The organism is Nocardia sp. NPDC058114 (assembly GCF_042884695.1).
Lineage (GTDB): Bacteria > Actinomycetota > Actinomycetes > Mycobacteriales > Mycobacteriaceae > Nocardia.
This window is the reverse complement of sequence record NZ_JBHVTK010000010.1, coordinates 210,103-235,826: the sequence shown is the minus strand read 5'-3', so window position 1 is coordinate 235,826 and position 25,724 is coordinate 210,103. Positions and strand designations below refer to the sequence as shown.

Sequence of the window (25,724 nt, the reverse complement as noted above, 5' to 3'; positions counted from 1 at the left end):
CCCATTCCGAACCCGGAAGCTAAGGCCACCTGCGCCGATGGTACTGCACTCGACAGGGTGTGGGAGAGTAGGACACTGCCGGAACATCTTTGCGAAAGGCCCTCCAACTTCGGTTGGAGGGCCTTTTTGCGTTTTCCAGCCGGCCATCCCTGCGGTTCGGTCAATCTTGGCTTCTCCCAACCTGTCTGGCCGTCTGGGACTAGCCTGTGCGTGTGAGTGCAGAACTCCCGCCCAACGAGGGCGAGCCGAAGGCGCACGTCCATGGTCGTGCCAGCCTCGATGCGCAGCATCGCAGCACCCAGAACGAGTCGTACACCCGCCAAGTGCGTTCCAGTACCAACTTCGGTGTGTGGCGACGTGACGCCGAGGTGAGCAGCAAGGGCACGAAGGAGAAGCGCCGCACCGTGCAATTGATGGTGGCCGGTGGGTTTCTCGTCGCGGGGGTCGTCGGCGCAGCACTGGTCTTCATGGCGTTTCAACCCGACGCCAGCGGAGATGCGCCGGTGAAAGGCAGTGCCGTGACGTCGGTCGCCCAACCGGCCGCGCCGGTCGATGTCACCACGGCGGTCGTACCTACCGCAGTGAAACCGACTGTGAGTGCGACGATCTCGGCACGCACGCCGACAGCTCTGCTGACGCAGCCATGCCCCGTCGGCACGGTCTGTTGGTGGGACATGCCCGACTTCAAAGACTTGCTTCACTCGCTACCGCACGGTGAGGTGCCCTCGATCGGACCGGAAAGCTGCCTGGAGTTGGGCGTCGCCAGTCTCGGCCCGCGGGGTGCCGGCTCGGTGGTCAACGGCGGCAGTGTCCCGCAGACGTTCTGGGAGAACGGCGACTGCACCGGACGTTCGTTCGTCATGAAGCCCGGAGAACAACTGGCGAAATTGCCGATATTCCCCTTCTCCGTCAGCGGGTAGCGGCCGCACCCCTGTGCTCACGGATTGGGTTCGGCGGTGCGCAGGAGTTGCAGCAGACCGTGCACGGCGGCTTCCTGCCCCGCCGACAGCGGATCAGTGGCGAAGTGCATCAACTCGTTCCGTACATCGCGCACCTGCTCGACCAGCTCCAGAACCTGACTGTGATCGAGGCGCCAGCCGAGCTTGCGCCAGCGAACCGGGTCTCGCAGTAGGTACACATAGCCACCGAAGGTCAGGTGCGCCGCTTCGGTGGTGTGGGCGCGCCTGTTCTTGGGGGCCGCGGCTTTGATGTCGTCGGGATCGAGATGATCGTTGGCGGCGCGGCGCAGCCGGTTCTCTGCCTCCTCGATCAGCACGAAAGGCTTTGCCAGCATGCCGAATTGGTGGGTGAGATCCGATGCGGTGAGGATGCCTGTCACCCGCGCGCGGTCAGGGCTGCGCACGAAGATGAATCCGTTGTCGTAGATGGCGTCGATCTGGTCGAGCAACGGAGCGTCGTGGTCGACGACGACGGCGGGCACGGTCGCTTCGGCCAGGGTCGGGTGGTCACCGGAGATATGGGCGCGGCCGATCGATTCCCAGGTGATCGCGCCGTGATAGGTCCCGTCCTGATCGATGACGGCGAGTTGCGAGAACTGATGACGCACCATGGTCGTCTTCGCGACGGTCAGGTTCACATGCGAGGGCACCGACGTCAGCGTCGCGGGCAGACCCCCCAGCCGACGGGTCATCGGTTCCGGGTCGGAGACGTTCTCCACCGCGCTGGAATCCCGTTGCCGGACTTCGCTGTCCGCCGCGAGATCGGCAACCGTGTCGGGCTCGGCATCGAGCGGCACGATGGTGACGATGTCGCTGAGCGCACCCTCGGTGAACGGCGGCCGGGTGGTGAGCCCGTTCTCGGCGAGGGCGGATTTGATGACCTCGATCGCCGCCGCGGTACGCCGCTCGAACTGCCAGTGCTCGAGCAGACTGCGGATGGTGAGTTGACGGGGATTGCCCGCAGCATGGGAACTCGCCTCGGCGAGCAGCTGGACCGAATCGGTGGCCACCTCGTCACTGTCGAATCCGGGATCCGTCCCGAACTCGGCCAGATGGGCGATGCGAGCGGCCGCATGATTGCGGTGGATTCCGCAGACGGTGAGCAACGAACCGAGACTGGCGCGCAGGTCGGGCCGCAACGCCTCCCACACGATGTCGGTTCGCAGCCAGTCGACCTTCCTGACCTGGCGGAATTCCTCGGGCTCGGCCTCGCGATACTCGTACTGGCCGACCACCCGCCCGATCGCGACATAGCCGGTTTGCAGCTTCAGCGGCATGACAACCAGGTCGTCGTTCGCGATGTCGGTGCCGAATTTCCAGAGTTGCCCAGCCCAGTTGCCGACCACATTGGGGGTAGCGAGGGGATACTTCTCGCGCAGTGCTGCCTTGAGCTCTTCCCAGGTTCGATAGCGGCTGAGGTCGCCCATTTCGTCCCAGCCGACGATGGCCAGGCCCTCGTCGAGCGCGCGGTGTTCGCGCTGGCCGTCACGGCCCGACCGGATGAGCCACGCGCGCGGGTTGTCGTACACAGTTCTGATCCTCCCAGTTCAGTCCGACAGGTAGGCGACCCAGAGATAGTCGCGGGCGCGGCTGGTGGCGACGAGTAGCTGTCTGGCGAGCATCTCGGCTCGATCCCTGGCGCCGCCGGACAGCGCGTCCAGGTCGGTCGGTGGTTCCTCGGTGATATGAAAGACGGCGGCGAAGTCCATCCCTTTCGCGCGGCGTACCGTGCCGACTTTGACCGGTTCGACCTGCGAGCCGTCGTAGTTCTCCAGCGAGACAGCCTTGATGCCCGCCCGGCGCAGCACTCGCAGGTATCGCGTGACCTCGCTCGGCCAGTTGACGATCACGGCGATCTCGGCCCCCGGCGGCAGATGTGCGTCACGGAGCGCGCGGGGGAGTAGCCCGTCGATGTCGCGACGGGGGATGTGAACGTCGGCTGCCCGACCGTCCGGCAGCGTGGGATCGCTGTCACGAAGGATGACGCCGGCCCCGCCATCGAGATCATCGACGGTGTTGCCCGCCTCGATACGTTGTGAATACCGCAGCACCGCTTCACGATTGCGGTAGTTCTTCCGCAGCACGCGACCACGCCCACCGGCGAGCGGGATCCCGGCCTCGGACAGGGTGCAACCCCCGGCGTAGACCTGCTGCTGTCCGTCGCCGACCAGCAGCAGCTGTGCGTCGGGGCCGCCGCCCGCTATCTGGTGCACCAGCTGCAGTTGCCGGAGTGTGAAGTCCTGCACTTCGTCGACGACGACCATGGCGTACGCCTCGGTGCTGTCGAGCGGGCGGGCTCGAAGTTCGTCGACGGCGAGGGAGATGACATCGTTGAAGTCGTGGGCATGCCGCGCGTCCAGGACTTCCTGGTAGGGCTGATACCAGTGCTCCCAGACGAATTGACGGCGGGTCGACCGCAGGCTGATTCCCTCGCGACCCACCCGCTGCACGCGCTTGTACGACTCCAGATCGGTGATCCCGCGGCCCTTGATGACCCGATTGATCTCGTCCTGCCAGTAGCCGTGGTCGGTGCCCTCGACCCGCCCCAACACGCCGCGGGCACCTTGCCACGACTTGGCGAACGCGGCATCGACGGCTTTGTCGTTCAACCGGAATACGACATCACGGCGGTCCAGAAACGCCATCGCCCACGCATGCAGCCCGGTGAACTCGGCGCGCCCGGCGGCGTGTGGCGCGATCTGCGCGAAGCCTCGCTCATGGTAGGCGGGCAGGCTCTTGACGAATGTCGTGAAGAGCAGTCGCCCAGGGTTGCGCTTGGCGAAGTGCGCCATGCGCTGCAACGCGACGACCGACTTTCCGGTGCCTGCCGGACCGCTGAACCGGGCAGGGCCGGTGAAGGTGGCATGGACGAGCGGCACCTGATCGGGGTCGAGGAACGTCATCCAGTCGCTGAACGGTCTGGCAAGCGCGGAGGATCTCGCGTCCTCGCGGAGGTCCTCCTGATCGAACAGGCCACCGGCGTCGATGGTTTCGGCCTCGGGGGCATCGTCGGCACAGAGGTAGCGATGCGTGGGAAGCTTCTCCGCAGCGGTCGCCGCGAGCTCGCTGACCCGTTCAGCGCGCATCCGCTTCTCACGACGGGCCAGCGTCTCGACGAAACCGGCCTCGTCGACGACGAGATAGCGGCCGTCCGAGGTAGCCCGCGCTCCGCGCGGCATGAGCAGCACGACATCGACGGAATGCGGTACGAACTGGGCCCCGCCGACAACGAGCCTGGCGAAGGTCCGTTCGGCCTCGCCGCGGATCTTCAGGACCTCGGCCGAGCTGGGCAGCGCTTCGGTGAACACGAGTGCGAATACCCCCGTGCGCCCCAGCGCGTACGCCGCGATCCGATCGGGCACGGGCGAACCGCTGTCCACGAGCAGATGCCAGCCACGCACAGTGAGCAGCCCTGCCAGGAACCGACGCTGCCCCGGTGTCAACTGTCGCTGTTCGGCGAGTGTGCGCTCCGCCCACCGTGCTACCCGCTCGCGATGAATATTCGGCATCGATCCCCCTCCGGATGCCGGCTCCGCGCAGCTGTTGGAGCCGTAATGCGTTGAGTACCAACATAGTTGACATCGGCTGTGCAGGCATGTGGATCGGCGCCCGCGCTGGGGGCGGGCTTGCCTGCTGATCTGTTGCACTGCCGCGAGCCTCGGCCCGACCGCGGTCATGCGATCGACGTATTTCCAGCCGTGTGCTCCGTCGTGCCAAGCTGTCCGGTTCGCTTCCGTACGAGGGGATTCTGTTCATGCAACGTCATCTGGCACCTGTCGCCGTCTTGGCCGCTCTGGCCGGTGTAACCGGGTGCGGGAGCGTCGATTCGCCGACTACATCAGCCGCCACATCCGCGGCTGGTTCCGCGCCGACATCAGGTCTAGGAACGCCGTTCGCGTTCACCGATGCGTCCACTGGGGCGAAGGTAGGCACCATCACGTTCACCGAAGTGGCCCTCGCGCCCGCTGACTGCGTGACCGATCTGGGTGCGGGCCGCGTCGCGTTGGCGGTTCGCGCCCAGATCGAGAGCATCGGCACCAGCCGGTTGTCGCGACCCGACCAGTGGCTGCTCAGCACCGTGGACCGCGCCGGGATCACCCAGCGGACCGAACACGCCATCCTCACCGACGACTGTTTCGACACGTTCACCTACACCGCGTCTCCTAAACCGGGAACCACAGTCGAGGGCTGGTCCGTGGTCCAAGCATTACCCGAAATCGTCGCGCTGCAGTTCGTTCCGCTGGTCCAGGCCGAAAGCGCCCCGATGGACGCGCCGCGCTTCGTCACCCCGGCACCGGCGAAAGTCACCATCGCGCTCGCGACCGCTCCGGCACCCGTCACCGCCCTGGCACCCGCCACCGTGACCACTACACCCTCGGCCGTCGCTCTACTTCCCGCCACGACGCCGGAGCTCGCGCCCGAAAGCTCCACTACAGCAGTGCCTACCACGGTGCCCACTCCGAAGAAGACGACACCCGCAGTCGGTGTCACGTGCTCCCCGCCCGGCGACGACTACGCCACCGCGGCCGACGGAAGCACCCTCAAGTGCACCAAAGCCGGGGGCCCGAGCGCGAAATGGGTGCAATCGGTGCCCCTGCTCGGTACTCGCACTCCGGGTGCTCCCTGCGAGGTGGGTTCGGGTGTTGCGACATCGCCCGACGGTGAGGAGATGTTCTGCCTCGGCCAGGGGCCGGATAGCAATGTGTGGACCGTTGTGAATTGACGCCTGACCCGAATGCTCGGGGCAACGACTTTGCTGGATTTCCGAGTCACGCCTGCTGCCATAGCGTCTCACCCGCACGGCTTTCGACCGTAGGAGTGACGGATGGTTACAGGGGTGTTGGCTCAGCGGGAGCCCGAGGTCGATGGCATCGAGCGGGAGGCTGTGGCGCGGTGGCATCCGGCGGTCCGTGTGCTCTTCCGGTTCGGGTTCATCGTTGTCGGTGTCGGGATGGCGGGGGTGTGGCTGCTGCACGCGCTGCTGCGCACCCTCGGTGTGCCACAGGAGATGGTGAGCGAGGTCGCCGAATGGACGGCGTTGCATCCGCTCACCGATTGGGTCGGCACCCAGATCTTCGGTGTACCCATCGATTACACGGTCACCGGTAGTGGAGACACCGCGGCGAAATGGGTGGCTGTTTTCACCCTGCTCCTGGTTGCCGTGCCGGTGACCGCCGCCTGGTCGGTCTTCGACCGGCGCCGCCCGAACTACACGCGACTGTATGAGTGGTTCCGGTTGCTGTTGCGTATCTCCCTGGCGAGCGCCCTTTTGCTGTACGGGATGATCAAGGTGCTGCCGTCGCAGATGTCGTTCAATCTCGAGCGATTGGTCGAACCGTTCGGTCAGATGAGCCCGATGGCGGTGCTGTGGGCGCAGTCGTCGCTGTCGGAGCCGTATGAGATGGCACTGGGTGCGGCGGAAGTTGTTGCGGCGCTCCTTCTCATCCTGCCGGTGACCGCGGGGATCGGGTCTGTTCTTGCTGTCATTGTGGCGTTGCAGGTGCTCCTGATGAATCTCACGTTCGATGTGCCGGTGAAGCTGTTCGCCCTGCAATTGTTCTTGTACGCAACAGTATTGGCCGCACCTGATGTGATCCGGATCGTTCGGGCCCTACTCGGCCGCACCGTCGTAGCTCGAACGTCGACACCCTTGCTGTCCACTGCGCGTGGCAACCGAATACTGCTGGCAGCCCAGGTGCTGATGGGAGTGTGGCTGCTCGGTGCCACGACCGTCGAGGCATACGACGGCTGGCACACCTACGGCAACGCACGGCCCAAGTCGCCGCTCTACGGCATCTGGAACGTCACCGAGTACTCGATCGCGGGCGAGCAGGTGCCCGCACTGGTCGACTTCCGCCGATCACCGTCCAACAGCACAATGCCGAGCGCCACCGAACGATTCCGCCGCATCATCTTCGATATCCCCCAGGGCATGACCGTGCAGCGGCTGGACGATTCACTGGTCTCCTTCCCCGCCCGAATCGACACCGACCAGCACACCCTCACGCTGTCGAAAGACACGGCGCACCAATGGAAGCTCGCGACATTCAGTTATGTACAGCCACAATCGGATCGGCTGATTCTGGAGGGCATCCTCGGTGGACGTCCGATACGAATGCAGCTGGACCAGGTTGGTTTGGCACAGTTTCCGGCTGTTTCGCGGGGGTTCCATTGGGTGCAGCCAGCGCCCTATTACCGGTAGCAGGATTCATTGCACCCCAATGGAATAGGTCTCATCCGCCGGCAACCGACGGGATGATCATCACCTCGGTACGTGCGCCGACAGCGGTGTCCTGGCCGTCGAGAAGACGGCATTCGTCACCGTCGATATAGAAGTTCACGTACCGGCGCAAAACCCCGCGTTCATCGCGGAGACGGCGTTCCAAACCGGGTGATCGTTCGCGCAGCGCATCGAGGACCTGTTGCAGGGTCGCACCGTCGACATCGAGTTCCTTGGCGCCGTCGACATAGGTGCGGAGCATGGAGGGCAGGCAGACGCGAGCCATCGCGCTATCCGATGACCGCGGCGCGCACGCACAGCACGTCGGGCAGCTTGTCGGCCACGAGCCACCAATGGTCGCCTTCGTCCGCGCTGCAATACACTTCGCCGTTGCGAGTGCCGAAATAGATGCCGGTCGGGTCGGCGTCGTCGGCGCACATGGCATCGCGCATGACCGCAGCCCAGAACGGGACCGTGGGAAGGCCGTCGTTCAGCTTCGACCACGTCTCGCCGCCGTCCGCACTGCGATACACCGCGCAGACCGCATCGGGCGGAAAGCGGAAGCGATCCATATCCGCCACCAGCGGGAAGGTGTAGATCACCCCCGGCTTACGCGGATGCGCGACGATCGGGAAGCCGAAATTCGACGGCGGTAACCCACCGTCGATCGACTGCCAGCTCACACCCGCATCGGTGCTCCTGAACACCCCACCGTGGTTCTGCAAATACATAGTGCTCGGCGACTCGGCGTCGAGAGCGACCTTGTGCACGCACTGCCCCCATTCCGGCAATTCGCCGGGCATGAAGTCCGCGGTGACACCCTTGTTCGTCGGCGTCCACGATTCGCCGCCGTCGGCAGTCTGATAAACCCCACCGGTGGACATGGCCACCGCCATCCGCTGCGTATCGACCGGATGTGGCAGCACAGTATGCAAGGCCAACCCACCACCACCCGGTTCCCACTGCGGCCGATGGGGATGGTCCCACAACCCTCTGACCAGATCGAACGTCCGGCCACGATCAGTTGACCGGAATAAGGCAGACGGCTCGACACCTGCGTACACCACATCCGGCTCGGCCTCGGTAGCAGGCGCAATCTGCCACACGCCGCCCAACGCAGCCCCGGTGTCCTCGGGAAATGCCAGTGGCGCGTCATCCGGCTCGCTCCACGTCTCCCCGAGATCATCACTGACCACCAATGTGGGCCCGAAATGACTGTTCAACACCCCGGCAAGCACCCGTGGCGTCCCCCGCCGGGTATCAATCGCCAACGCCTTCACATCAGCCACCGGGAACTGCGGCGGCGACACCGTCCAACTGGCCCGCCCATCCCGGCTACGAGCCAAGAACAAACCCTTACGTGTTCCGATCCCGAGCAGCACGTCCATCGCGAACCTCCGGTTGGTCACCCGCAACGCCGATATGCGTGACACTACGCCGCCCCACCGACAGGACCTGCGGGTTCATAGGTCGTTCGCCACGGTGCTCGTGAACTCAATGGGCATCTGGGAGCATCTAGTAGGTGAAAGAACCTGGGCTGGAATGGGTTCGACACAGATCGGTTAGGTGGGGACATGTCCAATCTCGATGAACGCATGAGACTGGCGGTCGAGTGGTTCGAGCGTTACCAATTCTCTGATGGCGCGGGCGGGGCAGGCTGGGGCTGGGTCCATGATGTGCCGCCGAATCCGCAGAACACCGCGGAGGTGGTGTGCGCGCTGACCGCGGCAGGCATTCCCGTTCCGCGGGCAGCCGAGGTGCTGCATCTGGTACGTCGGCAGATGATCGTGCCGCCCACCGCGGGTGCGGGGGAGTTCACGGGTCCGATCGATATCGCGTGGCAACTGCGGGCGATGCACTGCCTCGGGGTGGCCGACGACGATTCCGACGTCCGCGAGTGCATCAGGACGTTGATCCAGGAACAAGATGCCGAATCGGGCGGGTATCGGATGTCCGGATCTGTCGGCCCCGTGTCCCTGACCGCGACGACTGCCGCGATGCACGCACTCGCCCCGTACGCGGCCGACGACGTGGAAGTGGCGCGGGCGACGCTGCGTGGCGTGACCTTTCTGGCGCTGACGATGCTGTCCGACGACGTCCGCGCCGAACCGCTGTACTCGGCGGCACACATCGCCACGGTGCTGGCCCGTCCCGAGTACGCGTCGGTGGGCGGCAGGCGGGCGCGGCGGGCATCCGAGCTGGCGATCGAACGGATGCTCGACGGGCTCGCCAGCGGTGCCAACTGCAACGGGGACGAGCATTTCCTGCGCGGCGATGTCGCCCACATCTGGACCCACCTCGGGCTGCATGCGGCAGTCGGTGCCGTGCTGGTCGCCGATGGCACACTGATCTTTCATCCGGCTGTCCGGGCGGCGTTGACCGCGTTGTTCGATTTGCAGGTGATGACTCAGCAACTGCCGAGTCGCGGCGGATTCCGGACATCGAGCGAGGGGTTCATCACCGCATACTCGACGACCCTGGCCGTCGAGGCCATGGTGCACGCGCGAACCGCGGTTGCCGAAACCGTCAACCCCGGCAGGGTTTTCGACCTGATCTGCCAGGTCGACGGCGCGCACCACAGCGATGGCCGGGTGGTGACCGAATGGGGGTCACGCCGCCTGGTGATGAACAGCCATGTGGGCTTCGCGATGTTCGTGCTGGCATCGGCCGCCGGACTGACGATCGTAGGGCTCGGAGCCCTGTTGAAGGCGGGCCTGGCCGAGGAGGCCCCGCTCCCTGAGCGTGCTGCCGCGGGTGGCTTGATCGTGTGGGGCACCTTCGTGCTCGCGTTCGGCACACTCGCCTGGCTGACCAGCCGATTCCCCAACTTCTCCCAGCGGGCTATTGCGGCGGGCGTCTTCGGCGGGTTCACTGCTGTGGTGCTGCCTATCGTGACCTACATTTTTTGACCGCAGTCCGGTCATCGCTCACACGATCGTCGCCGTGGATCATGCTCGCGGCGACCTTCGTGTGGGGCATGTCGAGCGCTGCGCTGGCGGCGCTCGAGGGTTCCCTCGCCTCCTCGGCGCTGGTCGCTGCCGGGGGCGGAGTGACCTTGCTCCTCGTCGCGGGTGCACGCCGCCAAGGTCCGATTCGAACACTGCTGGAATCGCCCGGCCTCTATGTGCGATTGGGCGCGCTCGAGGCAGCCAACTTGCTGCTGTTCGTCGCAGCGTTGAAATGCGGACCGTTGCCCGTGGTGGTGGCGTTGCACCTGATCGCGCCGTTGCTGTTGCTCGCCGCCGAGATAGTGCGCGGGCGGCGCCGACCGACGGTGCTCGTCGGCGTCGAGTTCGTGCTGGTCGGTGCCGCGGTGGCAGTGGCGGTACCGGGCAGCTCGGCTGAAATCGGTATGGACAGAGCGCTGTTGGGTTGTGTCCTCGCAGTCGGTAGCGCGGTGTGTGTCGCACTGCTGGTCAGCCTCATCGCCCGGGAGTCGGCACAGCGACCGACGATCGCGTCGGCGGGATGGCAGTTGGTGGTGGCCAGTGTGCTCGGCGGCGGACTGATCCTGACCGATCCACCGGACGCCCGGACCGCCGGATCGCTCGTCCTGGTCGGGGCACTACTGCTCGGACCGGGTTTCTGCCTCTATTGGTTGGGCCTACGAGGTCTGGACGCGACAACTGCGAGCATCATCGGACTCAACGAAGCCGTTTTCGCGGCCGTGGTGAGTGCGATCTTCACGAACACGCCGATCACAGTGGGTGCGGTGATCGGCGGGGCGCTGGTGCTCAGTGCTGTTGTGCTGGATGACAAGTCGAGGCGAGCTCCCGGGTCGCGGCTTTGACGAATTCAGCACATGCCGCCTTGGACTTGTTGCCGCCGGCGTCGTCGACGCCGGTGTTGACGTCCACTCCATAGGGCTGCACGAGGTCGATCGCCCTACCGACGTTGTCCGGGGTGAGCCCACCGGCCAATGCCACATCCTTGCGCCCGGCCATCGCTTCGACGATCTTCTTGCTGATGTTCCAATCGTGTGTCTGCCCGGTTCCCCCGAGACGGCTGGGCGTGCGCGAGTCCAGAAGGATAACGTCGCAATACTTGGCGACATCCTCGACGGCGGAGAACACACCCTCGTCGGTGACATGAACCGCCCGCAGGATCTCGCGATTGCCCCTGTGCTCGTACACCTTTCGCAAGTTGGCTCGATTCACCAAGCCGTGCACCTGGATAGCCTCGACATCGACCGTCTGCGCAAGCTGCAAAATCGCGTCAGCGTCTTCGAGGTGGGTGACCAGCACACGCTTCACCGAGCGTGCGCCAACTCGGCTCGATACCTGCGCGGACAGGGCGGCGGCCTGCTCCGGCGTGAGCGCGTCCTCGCTGAAGTGCGTGATGCCAGAGATGAACCCCACGGCATCGGGCCGAGCACTCAATGCCGCAGCGAGGTCGAGTTCGGACCTGATACCACAGATCTTCACCTGGACGCGTTTTTCCATATGGTCAACCCTAGTATCAAGGCGCTTCATGGGTGAGGTACGGAGGGTCTGGTCACAGTAGATGCGGTCTCGCAGATACACGGCGGGGCGCAGGTCTGTTGGCTGTTCTTCCTCGTCCCAGATGTATGGGCTCTGGAACGGGCGCAGCGACTTTATCGACGACTCCTCACTGCTCCGCTCGACATTGCTCCACCGATTTCACAGCGATGCATTCCATCCACTTGCGTTGAACCTCACCAGAAGTCGGTGCTTCACCACACTGTGTGCCGCACCGCCGATAACCCGGGACCGGAGAGCCATCGGGGTAGGTGCAGTTGGTTCCTTGCGCATCACACTGGTAGTCGCGACCGTGCGGGTCTTCGTTAGCGGTGGGCTGTGGACAGCGTGGGTCCCCGACTACGTACGACTGATCGCTGTATATCGCGGTGCCGTTCTCGCAATACAAGAAGGTCGGCTCTGATTGTTGGATCGCGGGTGAGGATGCGGGTGGTGCTGGTGAGGCGTGCGGCGTCAACTCAGCCGAAGTGGCCGGGGTGGTGGCTTCTGGGAGGCGGGTCGACGACGTCGACGCAGCGGGCCCCTCGGACAAAGGCGCGGACGCCGTCGTCGGCGACACCGACCCCGTAGGTGTTGTCGTCGGCGGGTTGCCGTCACATCCTGCCAACGCCAATGTGGCCGCGGCAATCAGTCCGACAGCGAACCGGCCAGCAGTGACGGTCATCAGCACACCCTTCTGAAATGCGTTGGACTTCGCAGGTCAGCGTACGTCGGTGGGTGACTTGTGCTTGCTACCGAGCCTGCTGCCCGTCCACGCTCAGCGAAGGGAGGCGCGATCTGCTGAGTCGCGGCCGATATTCCGCTTGATGTGCTTGGGACAATGAGTTCACCATCCACTCGAAAGGAACCCAAGGTGAGCTCTGCCGGTGTTGTGCCGCTGCTCGGACGTGTCGCTGCCGCTGTGTCGGAGGCGATCGTCCGAGTCCGTCCGGAAGCGGCGGATGCGGACCCGGTAGTGCGACGTTCCGATCGTGCGGATTTCCAATCCAACGCCGCGCTGCCGTTGGCGAAGCGGGTCGGTGTCCCGCCGACGAAGCTCGGCGCTGAGCTCGTCACTCAGATCGATCTCGCCGATGGTGTGATCGCTGATGTACAAGTGTCAGGCCCAGGGTTCTTGAACATCACCCTGGCCGATACAGCGGTGTGGCAATCCGTCGCAGCGCGCCTGGCCGATGACCGGCTCGGAGTCCCCACCACCGAAGACGGGCAACGGGTCGTCATCGACTACTCGGCGCCGAACGTGGCGAAGGAAATGCACGTCGGGCACCTACGGACCACCATCATCGGTGACAGCCTGGCCCGGGTCTTCGGGTTCCTCGGCGCCGATGTCATCCGTGCGAACCACCTGGGCGACTGGGGTACACAGTTCGGCATGCTCATCCAATACATCGACGAGCACCCCGAATGTCCCTGGCATACAGAGGAACTCGATAAAGACTCCAGCTCTGTGTCGGCGCTCGACAGTCTGTACAAGGCGGCCAGGAAACAATTCGACTCGGATTCAGGCTTTGCGTACCGGGCCAGGACTCGTGTGGTTGCCCTGCAAGCCGGTGACCCTGACACGGTGTCCCGTTGGCGGGAGATCGTCGCGGAGTCCGAGAAGGCGTTCGGCGCGATCTACGACCGGCTCGGTGTGCTGCTCACCCCGGACGACTACTTCGGTGAGTCGTTCTACAACGACAAGCTCGCCGATACCGTCTCCGAGCTGCTGGACAAGGGCGTCGCGGTCGAGAGTGACGGTGCGGTCGTCGTGCTGTCCGAACAGGTCAAAGGCCCCGATGATCAGCCGGCGGTCCTGATGGTCCGCAAACGCGACGGTGGCTACGGCTACGACAGCACCGACCTGGCCACCATCCGGTACCGCATCGCCTCACTGCACGCCGACCGGCTGCTGTATGTCACCGACTCGCGGCAGGCTCTGCATTTCCAGCTGGTATTCGAAGCGGCACGGCGGGCAGGCTGGCTCACCGAGGCGATCGAAGTTGCTCATGTCGCTTACGGCACCATCCTCGGGCCGGACGGCAAACCGTTCAAAACCCGTGCGGGCGGGACGGTTCGGTTGATGGATCTGCTCGACGAAGCTGTCGGGCGTGCGCGTGTGGTGGTCGCCGAGAAGAACCCGGACCTGTCGTCCTCCGAGCTCGATGCGATCGCCGAGCAGGCGGGAATCGGTGCGGTGAAGTATGCGGATCTGTCGACATCGAGGGTCAAGGACTACACCTTCGACCCGGACCGCATGACCACGCTCAACGGCAATACCGGTGTCTACCTGCAGTATGCCCACGCCCGGGTCTGCTCGATCCTGCGCAAAGCTGATGCCGCAACCTCGGCGATCGTGGACATCGCCGGTCCGATGGAACCGGCCGAGCGGGAGCTCGCTTTGTGCCTCGACGGCTACGTGACTGTCCTCGCTGAGGTCGCCGACACGTTGGAGCCACACCGGCTGGCGGGCTATCTTTACGAACTGGCCCGCGCCTACACCAGCTTCTACGACTCGTGCCCGGTCCTCGCGTCCGACGAACCAATCCGGTCGAACCGAATCGCGTTGTGCCAGTTGACTGCCCGCACCGTAAAACTCGGATTGAGGCAGTTGGGAATCGCGGCACCGCAGCGGATGTGACCTGCCTGTCGGGAGGACTGGCCAGTGGCAGACGTGGATCAGTAGCCGTTGCCCAACGCGTTCGTTGCCTGCGCTTGGGCTATTTGCTGGTCCTCGTACTTTTTCACGGAGATCTCGATGGTGTCGCGGATCAACGTGAGCACCTCGATGTGCTCTTTGAAGGCGGTGTCGAAATCACGTTCTCCGCCAATCGCTTTCATGCCGAGCATCTTCGCAAGTTCGTCGGCGGCAGTGAACCGACCGAGGCCACTCACGACGGACAGCGTCGTGAGTGAGTCACGTAGCTGGTTGAAAAGGTCGATTTGCTTGTTGCTCGCGTCCCGGCAGCTCGTCGCCACGGTCGGGTCCAAATACAATCGACCAGCTGAGGCTTCGTCCTTCAGGAACTGCCAGCGCGACTTCTCATCCGATGGTGCCATCTCAAAGACCCCCGTAACCTTGAAACTACTTCGGAAAAAGTGGGGCGAGCACCTCGGCGACGGATTTCGCTCTGTCGCACGGGGGAGTCTGTTTCGCGCGAGCGCTTCGGTTGATGACATCGAGTTGAACAAAGCCGCTGGTGGTCGGGAACGCGAGAAGGCAGAACTCGTCGGCAGCGCGGACCGAGTCTCGGTACTGGACTGCGCTACGCCCGGCAACAGTCACATCTTTGAAGTCGACGTTGCCAGGCTTCGTCCGAATCTCGTCCAGGGCGTGCACGGTTGAGTACACGGCCATGCTGAAATTCGCCGGGACCACATCCTCTGTCCATCGGCAGATTTTCCATCCCGGTTCTTCTACGCCGAAGATTCCAGACTCCTTCGAGGACGGTTTCATCCCGAGTCCGATGAGAGTGCCATCCGGGATCTGACCGCACGGGTCCCACAGTGCCGCTGTAGCCGCCGCCTGGTCGGTGGTCGTGCTCGGTTGCGCATTCCCGCTCTCTGTGGTGGAACACCCCGCCGCCGCAAGCACCCCACACAACACCGTGGCCACCACTGCAGACCGTTGCCGCACGAGCATCCTCCGTCTTCCCCGATCACCGAGCCGTCCGGCCGGGCCCGCACCAACCCACGGCCGCCCCGTACTCGCCAGCCCGTTGTTCCGCACAGCCTACGACACCACCGCATCAATTCACCCTGGCGAGTCTCCATCCGCTGAGATCCCACAGCCTGGCTAGGCTCCACCGTGCGACCTGATCGTGACAGCAAGGTGGCACTCCCCTCACACCCTTAGACGCACCGAAGCCCCTTCTGGTTCCATCGATTTCACCGCACATACCAACCCTGTCGTATCCGCTACGCTCGGCGATTGGCACTGCGTGCCGCAGGTCTGACGTACTGGTATTTCCGGTGGTTGTGACCTGTTCGATCAGGTTCGACATCGCAGGTCGCGGGCTGGGTGCGCCCGCCGTCCTGGGGTGGCATCACACGAGGGGCGGGGCACTAAATATGACCAGTGCAGGCGGGGAACTCAGCATCTCCCCGGACAAGATCAAAACCCATGCCACCAATGTCACCTCGGCTGGTTCGGGGTTGACCGAAGCGCTCGAGGCAGCCCAAGCGGTCTCTGCGCCGTCGGATGCGTTCGGGAAACTGTGTGCCTTCCTCGGTCCGTTGTTCGTCGATTCGGTAGAGACTGATGGCATCGACGCGATCCAGGCCGCGATCGATGCTTTCGGTGACACCAGTTCGAACCTGACTGCTGTTGCTGATGCGTTCACGACCCGTGACACCACCAACGCCACTGCGCTCAAGACTCAGCAGTCCGGTCTGTAATGGCCGCCAATCCCCTGATCGCGGCGAAGGAAGACACCACCGACTGGTCCACCGGTATCAGCCTGGTCAGCTCGGTCACCGACCTGTCCGACGCGATCTCGGGCGGTTCCTGGATCGAGGTAGGTCTGGGTGTCGTCGGTCTCGGCGCTGAAGCGGTTTCGCTGGTCGTGGACCCGCTCGGCACCTTGGCTGGTTACGGCGTGGGTTGGCTGATCGAGCACTGCCAACCATTGCAGGATGCCCTGGATTGGATCGCGGGTGATCCTGCCCAGATCGAGGCTTATGCTAAAACCTGGGACAACGTTGCCGCCCGGATCAGCGAGGTAGCGACCGCCCAGAACGCTGCGGTTACAGCCGATGTCGCGGATTGGACCGGTCAAACCGCCACCGCCTACAAATCGGCGGCGTCGAACACCACGAACCTGCTCACTGCGGCTAACACCGCCGCGACCGCGGCAGCTTCGGCGATCCGGATGGCGGGTGGGATTGTGGCCGCGGTTCGCGAGACCGTGCGTGACTTGGTAGCCCAGACTGTTGGTCGTCTTGCGGTGTGGGCGGCGGAGTTGGTGTTCTCGGTCGGTTTGGCGACTCCGTTGGTCGCGGTCCAGGCGACTGCGTATATCGCGAAGACTGTGGCGACGATTTCGAAGTTGTTCTCGAAGTTGGCCAAGACGATGTCGAAGCTGAAGCCGTTGCTCAAGCAGTTGAAGTCGGTGTTCGGTGATATCGCGAAGGCGTTCAAGAAGACCCCGTCCAAGAACTCGAAGAACGCTGACACCACCACCACGAGCCCTGCGGCCGCGAAGAACACTGACACCTCGACAACACCGGCGACTACGAAACAGCCTGACACACCGACGAATCCGTCGAGTACACCGGACACACCGTCGAAGACTCCCGATACCCCAGAAGCGAAGCCTGCAACCACGCTGACCGATACGACCAAGCCGGATACCAAGCTTCCTGACCAGGCTGATTCCGGCAAGCCCGACCTGAACAAGACCGCGAAGCAAACCACCGACTGCGGTGATCCTGTAGACGTGGCGACCGGTGAGTTCCTACTCCCTGAAACCGATGTCGAACTCCCCGGCGTACTGGCGTTGGTGCTAACCCGTCGGCACCGATCTTCGTACCGATCAGGCCGGTGGTTCGGACCTTCGTGGGCTGCGACCTTGGACATGCGCGTCGTGGTCGACCAGGTCGGGGTCAAGTTCATCGGTCCAGATGGCGAACTCTGGCAATTTCCTCACACCGCCCCTGATGTACCGGTTCGCCCGGTACATCAGGGAATTCGAGCGACTATCACCCGGGCCGAAAACGGTGGATACGCCGTGCATGACCCCGATCGTGCACTGACGTGGCGCTTCAACCCGAACCCCGTGCTCTCTGGGATCGACACCCAGTTGGGCAACTTCGCGATCACGGAAATATTCGACCGCCACCACAACCACATACGATTCCACTACAACGATGAGGGCACGCCCACCCATATCACCCATTCCGGTGGCTACCGAGTAGAAGTCACCACCGAGGATGCTCGCGTGACTGCTCTCGCGGTCGTTGGATCCGAGCCGGACGGTAGTCCGGTGACAACCAAGATCCGTGAATTCGGCTATACAGCCGGCAATCTCACCGCGGTCACCAACGGCGTGGGCGCCGCCACTCACTACCGGTATGACAGCGACGCACGGATGCTGTCATGGCGCGACTCTCGTGGTACCGAAATGCACAACACCTACGATCGATCCGGGCGGGTCGTGAAACAGGTCGGCACCGACGGGATCCTATCCGCGACCTTCGCCTACGAAGACCTCCCCGAATTCCAGCGGTTCCGTACCCACCACACGAACTCCTTGGGGGCCACCACCACTTTCGAGTTCGACGAAGACCTGTGTCTACGGAACCTGATTCACCCGCGCGGCGCGACATCGATCACCGACTACAACGAGTACCGCCAACCGATCCGCCACATCGACGCCTACGCCAACACCACCACCTATCTCTACAACCCCGATGGCGACCTGGTCCTGCTCCGACGACCGGACCAGCAAACCATTTCGATCAGTTACGCCGCCCCGCGTCGCCCGGCCATGATTACCGATGTCGACGGCACAACGATCACCCGCTCCTACGACGACGACGGCAACCTCAGCAGCATCACCGATGCCGACGCCATCACCACCACATACACCCACAATTCGTGCGGTGCTCCCGCGTCGATCACGACCTCGACCGGCGCTATCACCCATATCGACATCGACGCCGCCGGGCTGCCGATCCGGATCACCGAACCCAACAACGCGGTCACCGTTGTCGAACGCGACATGTTCGGCCGGCCCGCCACCATCATCAACCCCCTCGGCGGTGTCAGCACGCACCGATACTCGGCTGAGGGCAAACTGCTCTCCCACACCGATACCGACGGCACAACACAGTCGTGGACCTACGATGGCGAAGCGAACCTGCTCACCCACTCCAATCAGATCGGTGCGCTCACCCGCTACTCCTACGGCACCTTCGACTTGGTCAACACCCGCGAAGCGCCTGACGGCACCGTCACCGCCTACACCCACGACACCGAGCGACGACTGACCTCGGTCACCAATTCGCTCGGCGACACCTGGACCTACGAATACGACCTCACCGGCAACGTCTGCACCGAAACCGACTACAACGGATCGGTCACCCAAACCGAGTACGACCTTCTCAACCGGCCCACCACGATCACCACACCGACCGGTGTGCAACGCCGCCTCACCTACGATGTCCTCGGGCGATTCACCGGCGTCAGCACCGACACCGGTGAATGGATCAGCAACACCTATACCCTGACCGGTCTGCTCGCGACGGCTCGAAATGGAATGCGCGACAACGCGATCCACTCGATTGCCTTTGCTCACTCGCCTGCCGGGCGAAGATTGACCGAGCACGTCGACGGGCGCGCCACCACCTACGACTACGACCGTCACGGTCGCCGTGCCGGGTACACGACACCGAGTGGCGCATCGACCAGCTATGAACGCACTCCGACTGGACAGGTCGCGGCCCTCACTACTAACGGGCATCGATTCGACTTCACTCACGACCAGCTCGGACGTCAAAATAGTTGGCACAGTGCCGGAATCGGCCAACACAACACGTACGACCCCAAGGGCTACACCCTGAGCCGCGAACTCGTCCAGCTCGATCCGCGCACCAGTTCGCCCACCCAGCTGCTCGAGCGTGACGACTACACCTGGCGTCCAGACGGATATGTCAACAGCCACACCGCCACGACACCCACATCGAACCGACGTCGTGACTACACGCTGGACGTGATCGGCCGCATTACCCACATCACCACGCCTGGCGTCGGTGTGACCGAGCGGTACACCTACGACGCTCTGTCGAACCTCGCCACCGTCGAGGTGCCAGCATCACCAGCGCCATCCGATCCGATCAGCCTCAGGAACGCACCCTCCGCCAACCCGCGCTTCGAGTACCGCAACAACCTCCTCGTCCGCGCCGGCCGCACCCGCTACCACTACGACACCGCCGGACGTCTGATCCGCAAAGAGAAGACCCGGATCTCCCGTAAGCCCGCCATCTGGCACTACCGTTACAACGCCTTCGATCAACTCGTCGAAGTCACCACCCCCGAAAACGACACCTGGTCCTACTCATACGACGCCTTCGGCCGCCGAATCAGCAAACATCACCACCCGAGCAACACCCACACCGAATTCGCCTGGGACGGCGTTCATCTCACCGAACAATCCACGACCAGCGACTCCGGCACCCGTACCCACACCTGGACCAACCACCCCACAACTCACGTCCCGCTCACCCAATCGGTCGACGACCAATTCTGGGCAATCGTCACAAACCTACAAGGCAGCCCCACCCACCTCGCCGACCCAGCTACCGGCGAAGTCATCTCAGTGGCGAACTCCACACTCTGGGGCCAAACCAGTTGGACGGGCCAAGAAACACCCCATCGATACCAAGGCCAACAACACGACCCCGAAACTGGCCTCCACTACAACCGTCACCGGTACTACGATCCTGAAACCGGTCGTTTCCTCACGCAAGACCCGTTGGGGTTGGCACCCGCTCTAAACCCTGCGACGTACCCGCACAATCCAATCGTTTGGTCGGACCCTCTGGGCCTAACGCCGTGTGGTGTTGAGAGAATTGGCACCGACAACAGTTATTACATATCACACGATGAAAGCGGTAGTGGCCTCCATGCGCTCCTTGACGAAAACGGAACGCTGACACTTATGGTTGAAAATCATCCTGAACTAGGCTCTCCGCTTCGGGGTCGGCAAATGTTTGACGAGGTGATGAATCACTTCGGCGATCGTGTCCAACAAGTCCAGGGGAACTGGGTATACGGTGACAACCTGGCCAAATTCAACAGTGCGCTAGAGAATGGCGCGACGTTGAATCAGGCCGCTCGAGAAACCTGGACAGCCCAGCAAGCTGCCCGATATGGATTTACTAGAGCGCGTATTGATCAGGCCGTTCCAGAGCTGGGAGGCGGGTATAGTAGTGTTTCTGTCACATATAGGAGATAGGGCGTCGTTGTGAGTGAATATATTGATAGATTCGCGAAGGATGCAGTAAAGCGTCATTCGGAAGGACACTCGGTCGTTGATGTAGCTGAATGGTTGATGGAAACATATCCCGAACTTCGGGAAAGGTCTTTCAATTTGACTTCTGTTCTGAGGGTTGCGTTCGATCTCCCGATTGTAGAACTTTCTCTCATAAACGCATGGGCGAAAGGGGTGGTGCCCAGGCAGGCGGTTGTTGAACGCATCGGCCAAAAATAGCGGGCTGATTTCTAAGCTTTTCGGGTCTGTCGGTCGAGGCCATCGTGTCCGCAGTCATGTGCAGCGATGGCATTGATCAGATCTCGTTCCGTTCAAGAGTCTCGACACGGAAGGAAGGCCCGGTGCGGCATCGGCCGGGAGGCTCGGGGCGATAGTGCTGTGACGTACAAAATAGACTGCAAGCTGCAGATGGCCGATCGGTGACCGAGCGGCGCGACCGCACCTGGGATCGAGCTAACGTGCTCGTAGAGAGCACGCCTCGATCTACACCTCGTGGGACTACATTCCTGGAAGTCGCACGCCCATATTGCAAACGATCGACAGCGCCAACACCTCGCTGCGCACCGCGGATTCCATACGATCGTCACGCAACTTGTTGGCACTCCCATTCTCGCCTACGGTGCACCTCTCCCAGTGAGGATCGACCTGGGTGCAACTTGTTCAGCTGTGGAACCCTCGCGCAACAACTGCCGTACCCGGCTCGCTGAACCGAGGCGTTCATCGGCCGTCGCCCTAGCCGGGTGCGCCTTGCTCAGCGTGGTGTTGAGGTACTCGCTCGGCTGAGGTCGGCACTTGCATCCGATATCGAGAGCGACCGGCGTGTGGACGCCGAGTAGGTGAGGCGGTGCGACAGCCCGCAAAATTGGGCTAATGCTCGCAGTCGATGTGCAGCGGCGGGCAATAGACGGTCGCATTGCAGGCGAGGCACGTGTGCGTCCGATGATGGCCTCCGATTCGCAGGCACGGTGACACTGCGACGAGTGACCTACCCGGGCCTAGTCGATGCCCGGAAGGACAGAAGCGGGGAGCCGGTTCTGTCCACTGCCCGACGCGCAGATAGAGCCGAATCGATTCGCACATGCGTTCGATTATGCAGGTCTGCGGTGGCTGTGCCGCGACCAGCGTCCCATCTGTCAGGATCGCGTGCGTCGCCACTTGCCACCGGGAGTCCGCTCGTAGCCCCAATCGCCCGGGAACTCGACATGTTGATCGTTATGTTCCCGCGCGACATCGAGGGCGCCTTCGAGCCCGATCTCGAAGGCGCGATATGGGCAGCCTTCGCAGACGATGATGCACGACATGGTGGGGTCGAGCATGAACCAGACGGGACCGATGGTCAGCTTGACTCCGTACTTGGTGCGTCGGGTGCCGAAGTCGACCAGGGGCGGACGTCAGCAAGAGACCCTCACCGTGCAGGCTGGAATGCAGCCGTGGCTGCGCGAGAAGCTGGCGTCCGGTCGCAGAACCGACGTAGGGGCTCTCTTCTCGGTGGGTGGTGTACCGCAATCGGTAGGTGGTGTCGGTGCGAACCGTCGCGATTGGAACGAGCGTTTCCCCGTTCGGCCCCCACCCAGCTATAGGGAGTGTTTCAGTTCGCGATTCGTCGGCGCGGCCTGCGTACAGGGCGGCGGTGTAGGAGATGCCGGTAGCGCGAGCCGTGCGAGAGGCCGAACTATTCTTGCGGGTCATCGAACGATCCTCGTCCCGGCGGGCGAGATCCACGCTGCTCTCCCACCTGACGTCATCGGTTCAGGGCATGCAATCGCTCTGGCCGCTGTGGCCAGCTTCTCAGAATCCCATGAGGTCACGTCGGACCACTTCACGGTGATCAGATCCCCTGCACGAGACGCATCGGCGGTTCGGCCGCCGTCCTCCGTTCCCGATGCTGGCGTTCAACTCCCACGAACAATTCGCACGGATCAAGGCCGACGGCATGTGGGACCGATTGGCGGACAAGATCCGCAAGCAGGACATCATGCTGCAAGGTGACATCAACCCCAATTTGATGGAGTACGAGACGTTGTCGGAAGCTCGCCGCTACTCCGCCCGCCCCAAACCTGCTGATTGGCGGTGCCCGTTCTCCGCTCGCGCCGCAGCAGTGGAACGTGAGCTGGCGGGTGCTCGGCAGCCCTGACCAGGTCCAGTGTGAGCGGTCGAGATATCCGTGGGTGCCTCGTGCCTTGTCGCTGACTCGACCGGGGTTGCGCCACATCGGGGTTAAGGCAGTCTGAGCGGGTGCGATACGATCTTGGCCGTTAGGTTGCGGCCCGACGGGCTTCCGCTGCGCGGATATGCCCCTGCTGCACGAGGTTTCGTGCTGCCAGGGGGATTGGCGATGGTGGACAGAGTTCTGCGGACGACCGCGGCAGAGGTGATGAACTGGTCTCTGGAGGCAGTGCTCGTCGACGAGATCCTGGAAGGTCAGCGGTGGACGCTGGGGCAGCGGAACTCCCGGACTCGGTCGTGGGAGGCGAGTCTTCCGGAGATCGCCAGAGATCTGCACGAAGTCGGCCTGAGCGAGATCGAGATGTTGGTCGAATTCAAACTGCCGACGTCGTCCTACCGGGCGGATGTGGTTCTCGCGGGAGTCAATCCGCGGACCGGGGCCGACACCTACGTGGTTGTCGAGCTCAAGCAATGGGACAGGGCCGAATTGGCCTTCAACAGCGATCGCATTGTTCGGGCGAGCGGCGTTCGCGACGAAGAGCTTCATCCGATCGATCAGGTGCGTGGGTACTGCAAGTACCTCACGCAAAATGTCGAGGTGCTGCACGATCGACCGCAGGCAGTTTACGGCGCCGCGTACTTGCACAATGCAACCGAGAATTCGGTCAGCACGCTGCGGGCACGGCAACCCGACCAGTTCGGTCGGCTGTTCACGGGTGAGCGGCGTGACGCGTTTCAGCAGTTCTTGGCGGAGCGACTCGCGCCGGCCTCCGACGGCGCGCCCGCTGAACGATTGTTGGACAGCAAGATTCTGGCGCGTCCGAACCTGTTGACGCTGACCGCCGTGGAACTGCGTCAGGCCACCGAGCACTCGCTGCTCGACAACCAGGAGCTCGCGTACCAGCGGGTGCTCGAGCAGGTGCGGCTGGCCCACGAGCAGCATCCGAAGAGCGTTGTGATCGTGACAGGTGGTCCGGGCAGTGGCAAGAGTCTGATCGCGGTCAAGTTGCTCGCCGAGCTGGATCGTAAGGGTTATCGGGTTCAGCACGCGACCGGGTCGAGCGCGTTCACGAAGTCCCTTCGCAAGTACCCGGCCAAAGGTTCTACCGCCCTGAAGAACTTGTTCCAGTACTACCGGACTTTTGCGGACTACCGGCCGAATCAGCTCCAGGTTCTGATCTGCGATGAAGCGCATCGTGTCCGTGCTGTGTCGACGAATCGCTTCACCAAGAAGGCGAAGCGGACGGACCGGCCACAGATCGATGAACTCATCGCCGCAGCCAACGTGTCGGTGTTTCTGCTGGACGAACACCAGGTTGTGCGACCGGACGAGGTCGGTACTGTAGATGAGATCCGCACGCACGCCACCCGCGCGGGCTATCCGGTGCACATCGTCCCGTTGGATGGGCAGTTCCGGTGCGGTGGCAGCGACGTGTACGACGAGTGGGTACGCCGTTTGGTCGGCCTGCGAGTCGGCGGTCCGACCCTGTGGAGCGAGGAGCCGAATTTCGAGGTTCGGGTCGCGCAGTCACCGCGGGAGATGCAGAACTTCCTTCGGGCGAAGAACGACGCGGGGGAGTCCGCGCGTATCACCGCGGGGTACTGCTGGTCGTGGAGTGAGCCGAATGATGACGGTTCCCTCGTCGACGATGTGCGGATCGGTTCGTGGTCGATGCCGTGGAATTCCAGGGCAGAACGGGCGCTGAACGGAGTACCGCCGAGCGCTTACTGGGCGACCGACCCCGCCGGTTTCGGGCAGGTGGGCTGCGTTTACACCGCACAAGGTTTCGAATATGACTGGGCCGGCGTCATCATCGGCCCCGATCTCGTGGTTCGTGGCGGGCGCTTCGTCAGCGTGCGGGATGCCAACCTGGACAAGCCTTTGCGGGCGAAGAAGCTCTTCGACGATGATTTCGACAAGCTGATTCGCAATGTCTACAAGGTCTTGCTCACGCGCGCTATGCGGGGGGTCGTCATCTACTCCACGGATGAGGAAACCCAGCTGTTTCTCACCGGGCTGATGCCGAGTTCACAGGTGTAGCTGGGTGCGCTCGTCGAGCATGCGGCGCGCGCGTATCAACCCACTCATCGGTCCTCGAACGCGGATCGTGACATGCATCGCGTGACGGCGGAGTATCGGTGCGTGCGTGACCTGGGACTAATCTCGCGACAGTGGCTGCGACACTGTTGTTCTGTTGCGATCCGCTCAATCCGCGGCGGGTCGACGATCACTTTGCCGAGCAAGCCGACCTCGCGCGGGCCGCGGGTGCGGCGGTTGTGCTGCTCGATCATGACGCGTTGTCGGCGGGTGATCTGGCTGCTGCGGTTCGACGGGTGCCGAAGTCGTCGGGGGGTGGTGTGGTATCGCGGGTGGATGATTCCGGTTGATCGGTATCGGCAGCTGGATCTGGCGTTGTCGGAGCGGGGTTGCGGGCTCGTTGTCTCGCCCGATGCTTATGCGAAGGCCCATGAGTTGCCCGGGTGGTACGAGGTTTTCGCGGAGTTGACGCCGCGGACGGTGTGGCGGGCAGTGGGGGAGGGGCTACCGGACCTGGGTGAGCTTGTCGCTCCGTTGCGAGGAGGTCCGGGGATGATCAAGGATTATGTGAAGTCGCGCAAGTACGAGTGGAACACTGCGTGTTTCGTGCCCGACCTGAGCGATGGTGCGGTACTGCGTCGGGTGGTGGAGCGGTTTGTGGAGTTGCAAGGTGACTCTTTGGCAGGTGGGATCGTGGTGCGCGAATTCGAGGCCTTCGCACGTCGTGTGGATGGGACTTGGCGTGTGATTGAAGTGGGGGATGGGCAGGTCAGCGACCTGCCTGCCGGGGTGGATCCGATGGAGTTGATCGGGCCACTGATACTAGCGAAGTGATCGCGTGTGCTGGAGCGGGTGATCTCTGTGGCCTGA

At 63.3% G+C, this 25,724-nt stretch carries 21 protein-coding genes; 13 read left to right on the top strand and 8 right to left on the bottom strand.

What is annotated here, in order from left to right; translation table 11 throughout:
* The first annotated feature begins 212 nt into the window (after window positions 1-212).
* Window positions 213-920 (top strand): hypothetical protein, encoded by a 708-nt coding sequence (locus ACFVVI_RS29850; RefSeq protein WP_387447681.1) that lies wholly within the window; start codon window positions 213-215, stop codon window positions 918-920.
* A 17-nt stretch (window positions 921-937) separates the two neighbouring features.
* Here the strand turns inward: ACFVVI_RS29850 and ACFVVI_RS29845 are convergent, their stop codons facing one another.
* Together ACFVVI_RS29845 and ACFVVI_RS29840 are read right to left on the bottom strand one after the other, a co-directional pair.
* The gene (locus ACFVVI_RS29845; protein ID WP_387447680.1) at window positions 938-2,488 is read right to left on the bottom strand and encodes a hypothetical protein; all 1,551 of its coding nucleotides are present in this window, start codon (window positions 2,486-2,488) and stop codon (window positions 938-940) included.
* Window positions 2,489-2,506: 18 nt separating this feature from the next.
* On the bottom strand, window positions 2,507-4,468 hold the full coding sequence (locus ACFVVI_RS29840) for a UvrD-helicase domain-containing protein (RefSeq protein ID WP_387447679.1): 1,962 nt from the start codon (window positions 4,466-4,468) through the stop codon (window positions 2,507-2,509).
* A 464-nt stretch (window positions 4,469-4,932) separates the two neighbouring features.
* On the opposite strand from ACFVVI_RS29840, the gene ACFVVI_RS29835 reads away from it, so the two are divergent.
* Together ACFVVI_RS29835 and ACFVVI_RS29830 are read left to right on the top strand one after the other, a co-directional pair.
* Entirely contained in the window at window positions 4,933-5,682 is a 750-nt protein-coding gene (locus tag ACFVVI_RS29835; RefSeq protein ID WP_387447678.1) for a hypothetical protein, read from the top strand.
* A gap of 102 nt (window positions 5,683-5,784) precedes the next feature.
* The gene (locus ACFVVI_RS29830) at window positions 5,785-7,161 is read left to right on the top strand and encodes a DoxX family protein (RefSeq protein ID WP_387447677.1); all 1,377 of its coding nucleotides are present in this window, start codon (window positions 5,785-5,787) and stop codon (window positions 7,159-7,161) included.
* A 31-nt stretch (window positions 7,162-7,192) separates the two neighbouring features.
* On the opposite strand, the gene ACFVVI_RS29825 is transcribed toward ACFVVI_RS29830, so the two are convergent.
* Together ACFVVI_RS29825 and ACFVVI_RS29820 are read right to left on the bottom strand one after the other, a co-directional pair.
* Window positions 7,193-7,465, bottom strand: coding sequence for a MoaD/ThiS family protein (locus tag ACFVVI_RS29825; RefSeq protein ID WP_378636379.1), 273 nt, complete (start codon window positions 7,463-7,465; stop codon window positions 7,193-7,195).
* 4 nt (window positions 7,466-7,469) lie between these two features.
* A complete protein-coding gene (locus tag ACFVVI_RS29820) occupies window positions 7,470-8,567 on the bottom strand; it encodes a WD40/YVTN/BNR-like repeat-containing protein (protein ID WP_387447676.1) in 1,098 nt (365 codons plus the stop codon).
* Window positions 8,568-8,753: 186 nt separating this feature from the next.
* Between ACFVVI_RS29820 and ACFVVI_RS29815 the strand changes: the two genes are divergently transcribed.
* Both ACFVVI_RS29815 and ACFVVI_RS29810 read left to right on the top strand, forming a co-directional pair.
* Window positions 8,754-10,088, top strand: coding sequence for a hypothetical protein (locus tag ACFVVI_RS29815; protein ID WP_387447675.1), 1,335 nt, complete (start codon window positions 8,754-8,756; stop codon window positions 10,086-10,088).
* A gap of 41 nt (window positions 10,089-10,129) precedes the next feature.
* On the top strand, window positions 10,130-10,969 hold the full coding sequence (locus ACFVVI_RS29810; RefSeq protein WP_379313726.1) for an EamA family transporter: 840 nt from the start codon (window positions 10,130-10,132) through the stop codon (window positions 10,967-10,969).
* Here ACFVVI_RS29810 and ACFVVI_RS29805 read toward each other — a convergent pair.
* Window positions 10,914-11,621 (bottom strand): phosphoribosylanthranilate isomerase, encoded by a 708-nt coding sequence (locus ACFVVI_RS29805; protein ID WP_301905715.1) that lies wholly within the window; start codon window positions 11,619-11,621, stop codon window positions 10,914-10,916. The genes ACFVVI_RS29810 and ACFVVI_RS29805 overlap by 56 nt on opposite strands.
* Window positions 11,622-12,046: 425 nt before the next feature.
* Between ACFVVI_RS29805 and ACFVVI_RS29800 the strand changes: the two genes are divergently transcribed.
* Window positions 12,047-12,358 (top strand): hypothetical protein, encoded by a 312-nt coding sequence (locus tag ACFVVI_RS29800; RefSeq protein WP_387447674.1) that lies wholly within the window; start codon window positions 12,047-12,049, stop codon window positions 12,356-12,358.
* Between the two features lie 173 nt (window positions 12,359-12,531).
* Window positions 12,532-14,298, top strand: a complete 1,767-nt coding sequence (gene argS / locus ACFVVI_RS29795) for an arginine--tRNA ligase (RefSeq protein ID WP_387447673.1) — start codon at window positions 12,532-12,534, stop codon at window positions 14,296-14,298.
* A gap of 38 nt (window positions 14,299-14,336) precedes the next feature.
* On the opposite strand, the gene ACFVVI_RS29790 is transcribed toward argS, so the two are convergent.
* Both ACFVVI_RS29790 and ACFVVI_RS29785 read right to left on the bottom strand, forming a co-directional pair.
* A complete protein-coding gene (locus ACFVVI_RS29790) occupies window positions 14,337-14,717 on the bottom strand; it encodes a hypothetical protein (RefSeq protein WP_387447672.1) in 381 nt (126 codons plus the stop codon).
* Window positions 14,718-14,742: 25 nt separating this feature from the next.
* Window positions 14,743-15,273, bottom strand: a complete 531-nt coding sequence (locus tag ACFVVI_RS29785; RefSeq protein WP_387447671.1) for a DUF3558 domain-containing protein — start codon at window positions 15,271-15,273, stop codon at window positions 14,743-14,745.
* Window positions 15,274-15,629: 356 nt separating this feature from the next.
* Here ACFVVI_RS29785 and ACFVVI_RS29780 point away from each other — a divergent pair, with 356 nt between their 5' ends.
* Complete coding sequence (locus tag ACFVVI_RS29780; protein ID WP_387447670.1) at window positions 15,630-16,055, top strand: type VII secretion target; 426 nt, start codon at window positions 15,630-15,632, stop codon at window positions 16,053-16,055.
* Window positions 16,055-20,614 carry an RHS repeat-associated core domain-containing protein gene (locus ACFVVI_RS29775; protein WP_387447669.1) on the top strand — a complete coding sequence of 1,520 codons (4,560 nt, stop codon included), beginning with the start codon at window positions 16,055-16,057 and terminating at the stop codon, window positions 20,612-20,614. The genes ACFVVI_RS29780 and ACFVVI_RS29775 overlap by 1 nt, the downstream gene beginning before the upstream one ends.
* Window positions 20,615-21,783: 1,169 nt before the next feature.
* Here the strand turns inward: ACFVVI_RS29775 and ACFVVI_RS29770 are convergent.
* Window positions 21,784-21,966, bottom strand: coding sequence for a hypothetical protein (locus ACFVVI_RS29770; protein WP_387447668.1), 183 nt, complete (start codon window positions 21,964-21,966; stop codon window positions 21,784-21,786).
* Between the two features lie 521 nt (window positions 21,967-22,487).
* On the opposite strand from ACFVVI_RS29770, the gene ACFVVI_RS29765 reads away from it, so the two are divergent.
* The 4 genes from ACFVVI_RS29765 to ACFVVI_RS29750 all read left to right on the top strand — a co-directional run bounded on the left by ACFVVI_RS29765 (window position 22,488) and on the right by ACFVVI_RS29750 (window position 25,688).
* Window positions 22,488-22,784, top strand: coding sequence for a YqcI/YcgG family protein (locus ACFVVI_RS29765; RefSeq protein WP_387447690.1), 297 nt, complete (start codon window positions 22,488-22,490; stop codon window positions 22,782-22,784).
* Between the two features lie 483 nt (window positions 22,785-23,267).
* Complete coding sequence (locus tag ACFVVI_RS29760) at window positions 23,268-24,857, top strand: DUF2075 domain-containing protein (RefSeq protein WP_387447667.1); 1,590 nt, start codon at window positions 23,268-23,270, stop codon at window positions 24,855-24,857.
* Between the two features lie 131 nt (window positions 24,858-24,988).
* Window positions 24,989-25,204, top strand: coding sequence for a hypothetical protein (locus ACFVVI_RS29755; RefSeq protein WP_387447666.1), 216 nt, complete (start codon window positions 24,989-24,991; stop codon window positions 25,202-25,204).
* Window positions 25,205-25,406: 202 nt separating this feature from the next.
* On the top strand, window positions 25,407-25,688 hold the full coding sequence (locus tag ACFVVI_RS29750; protein WP_387447665.1) for an ATP-grasp domain-containing protein: 282 nt from the start codon (window positions 25,407-25,409) through the stop codon (window positions 25,686-25,688).
* Window positions 25,689-25,724: the final 36 nt, after the last annotated feature.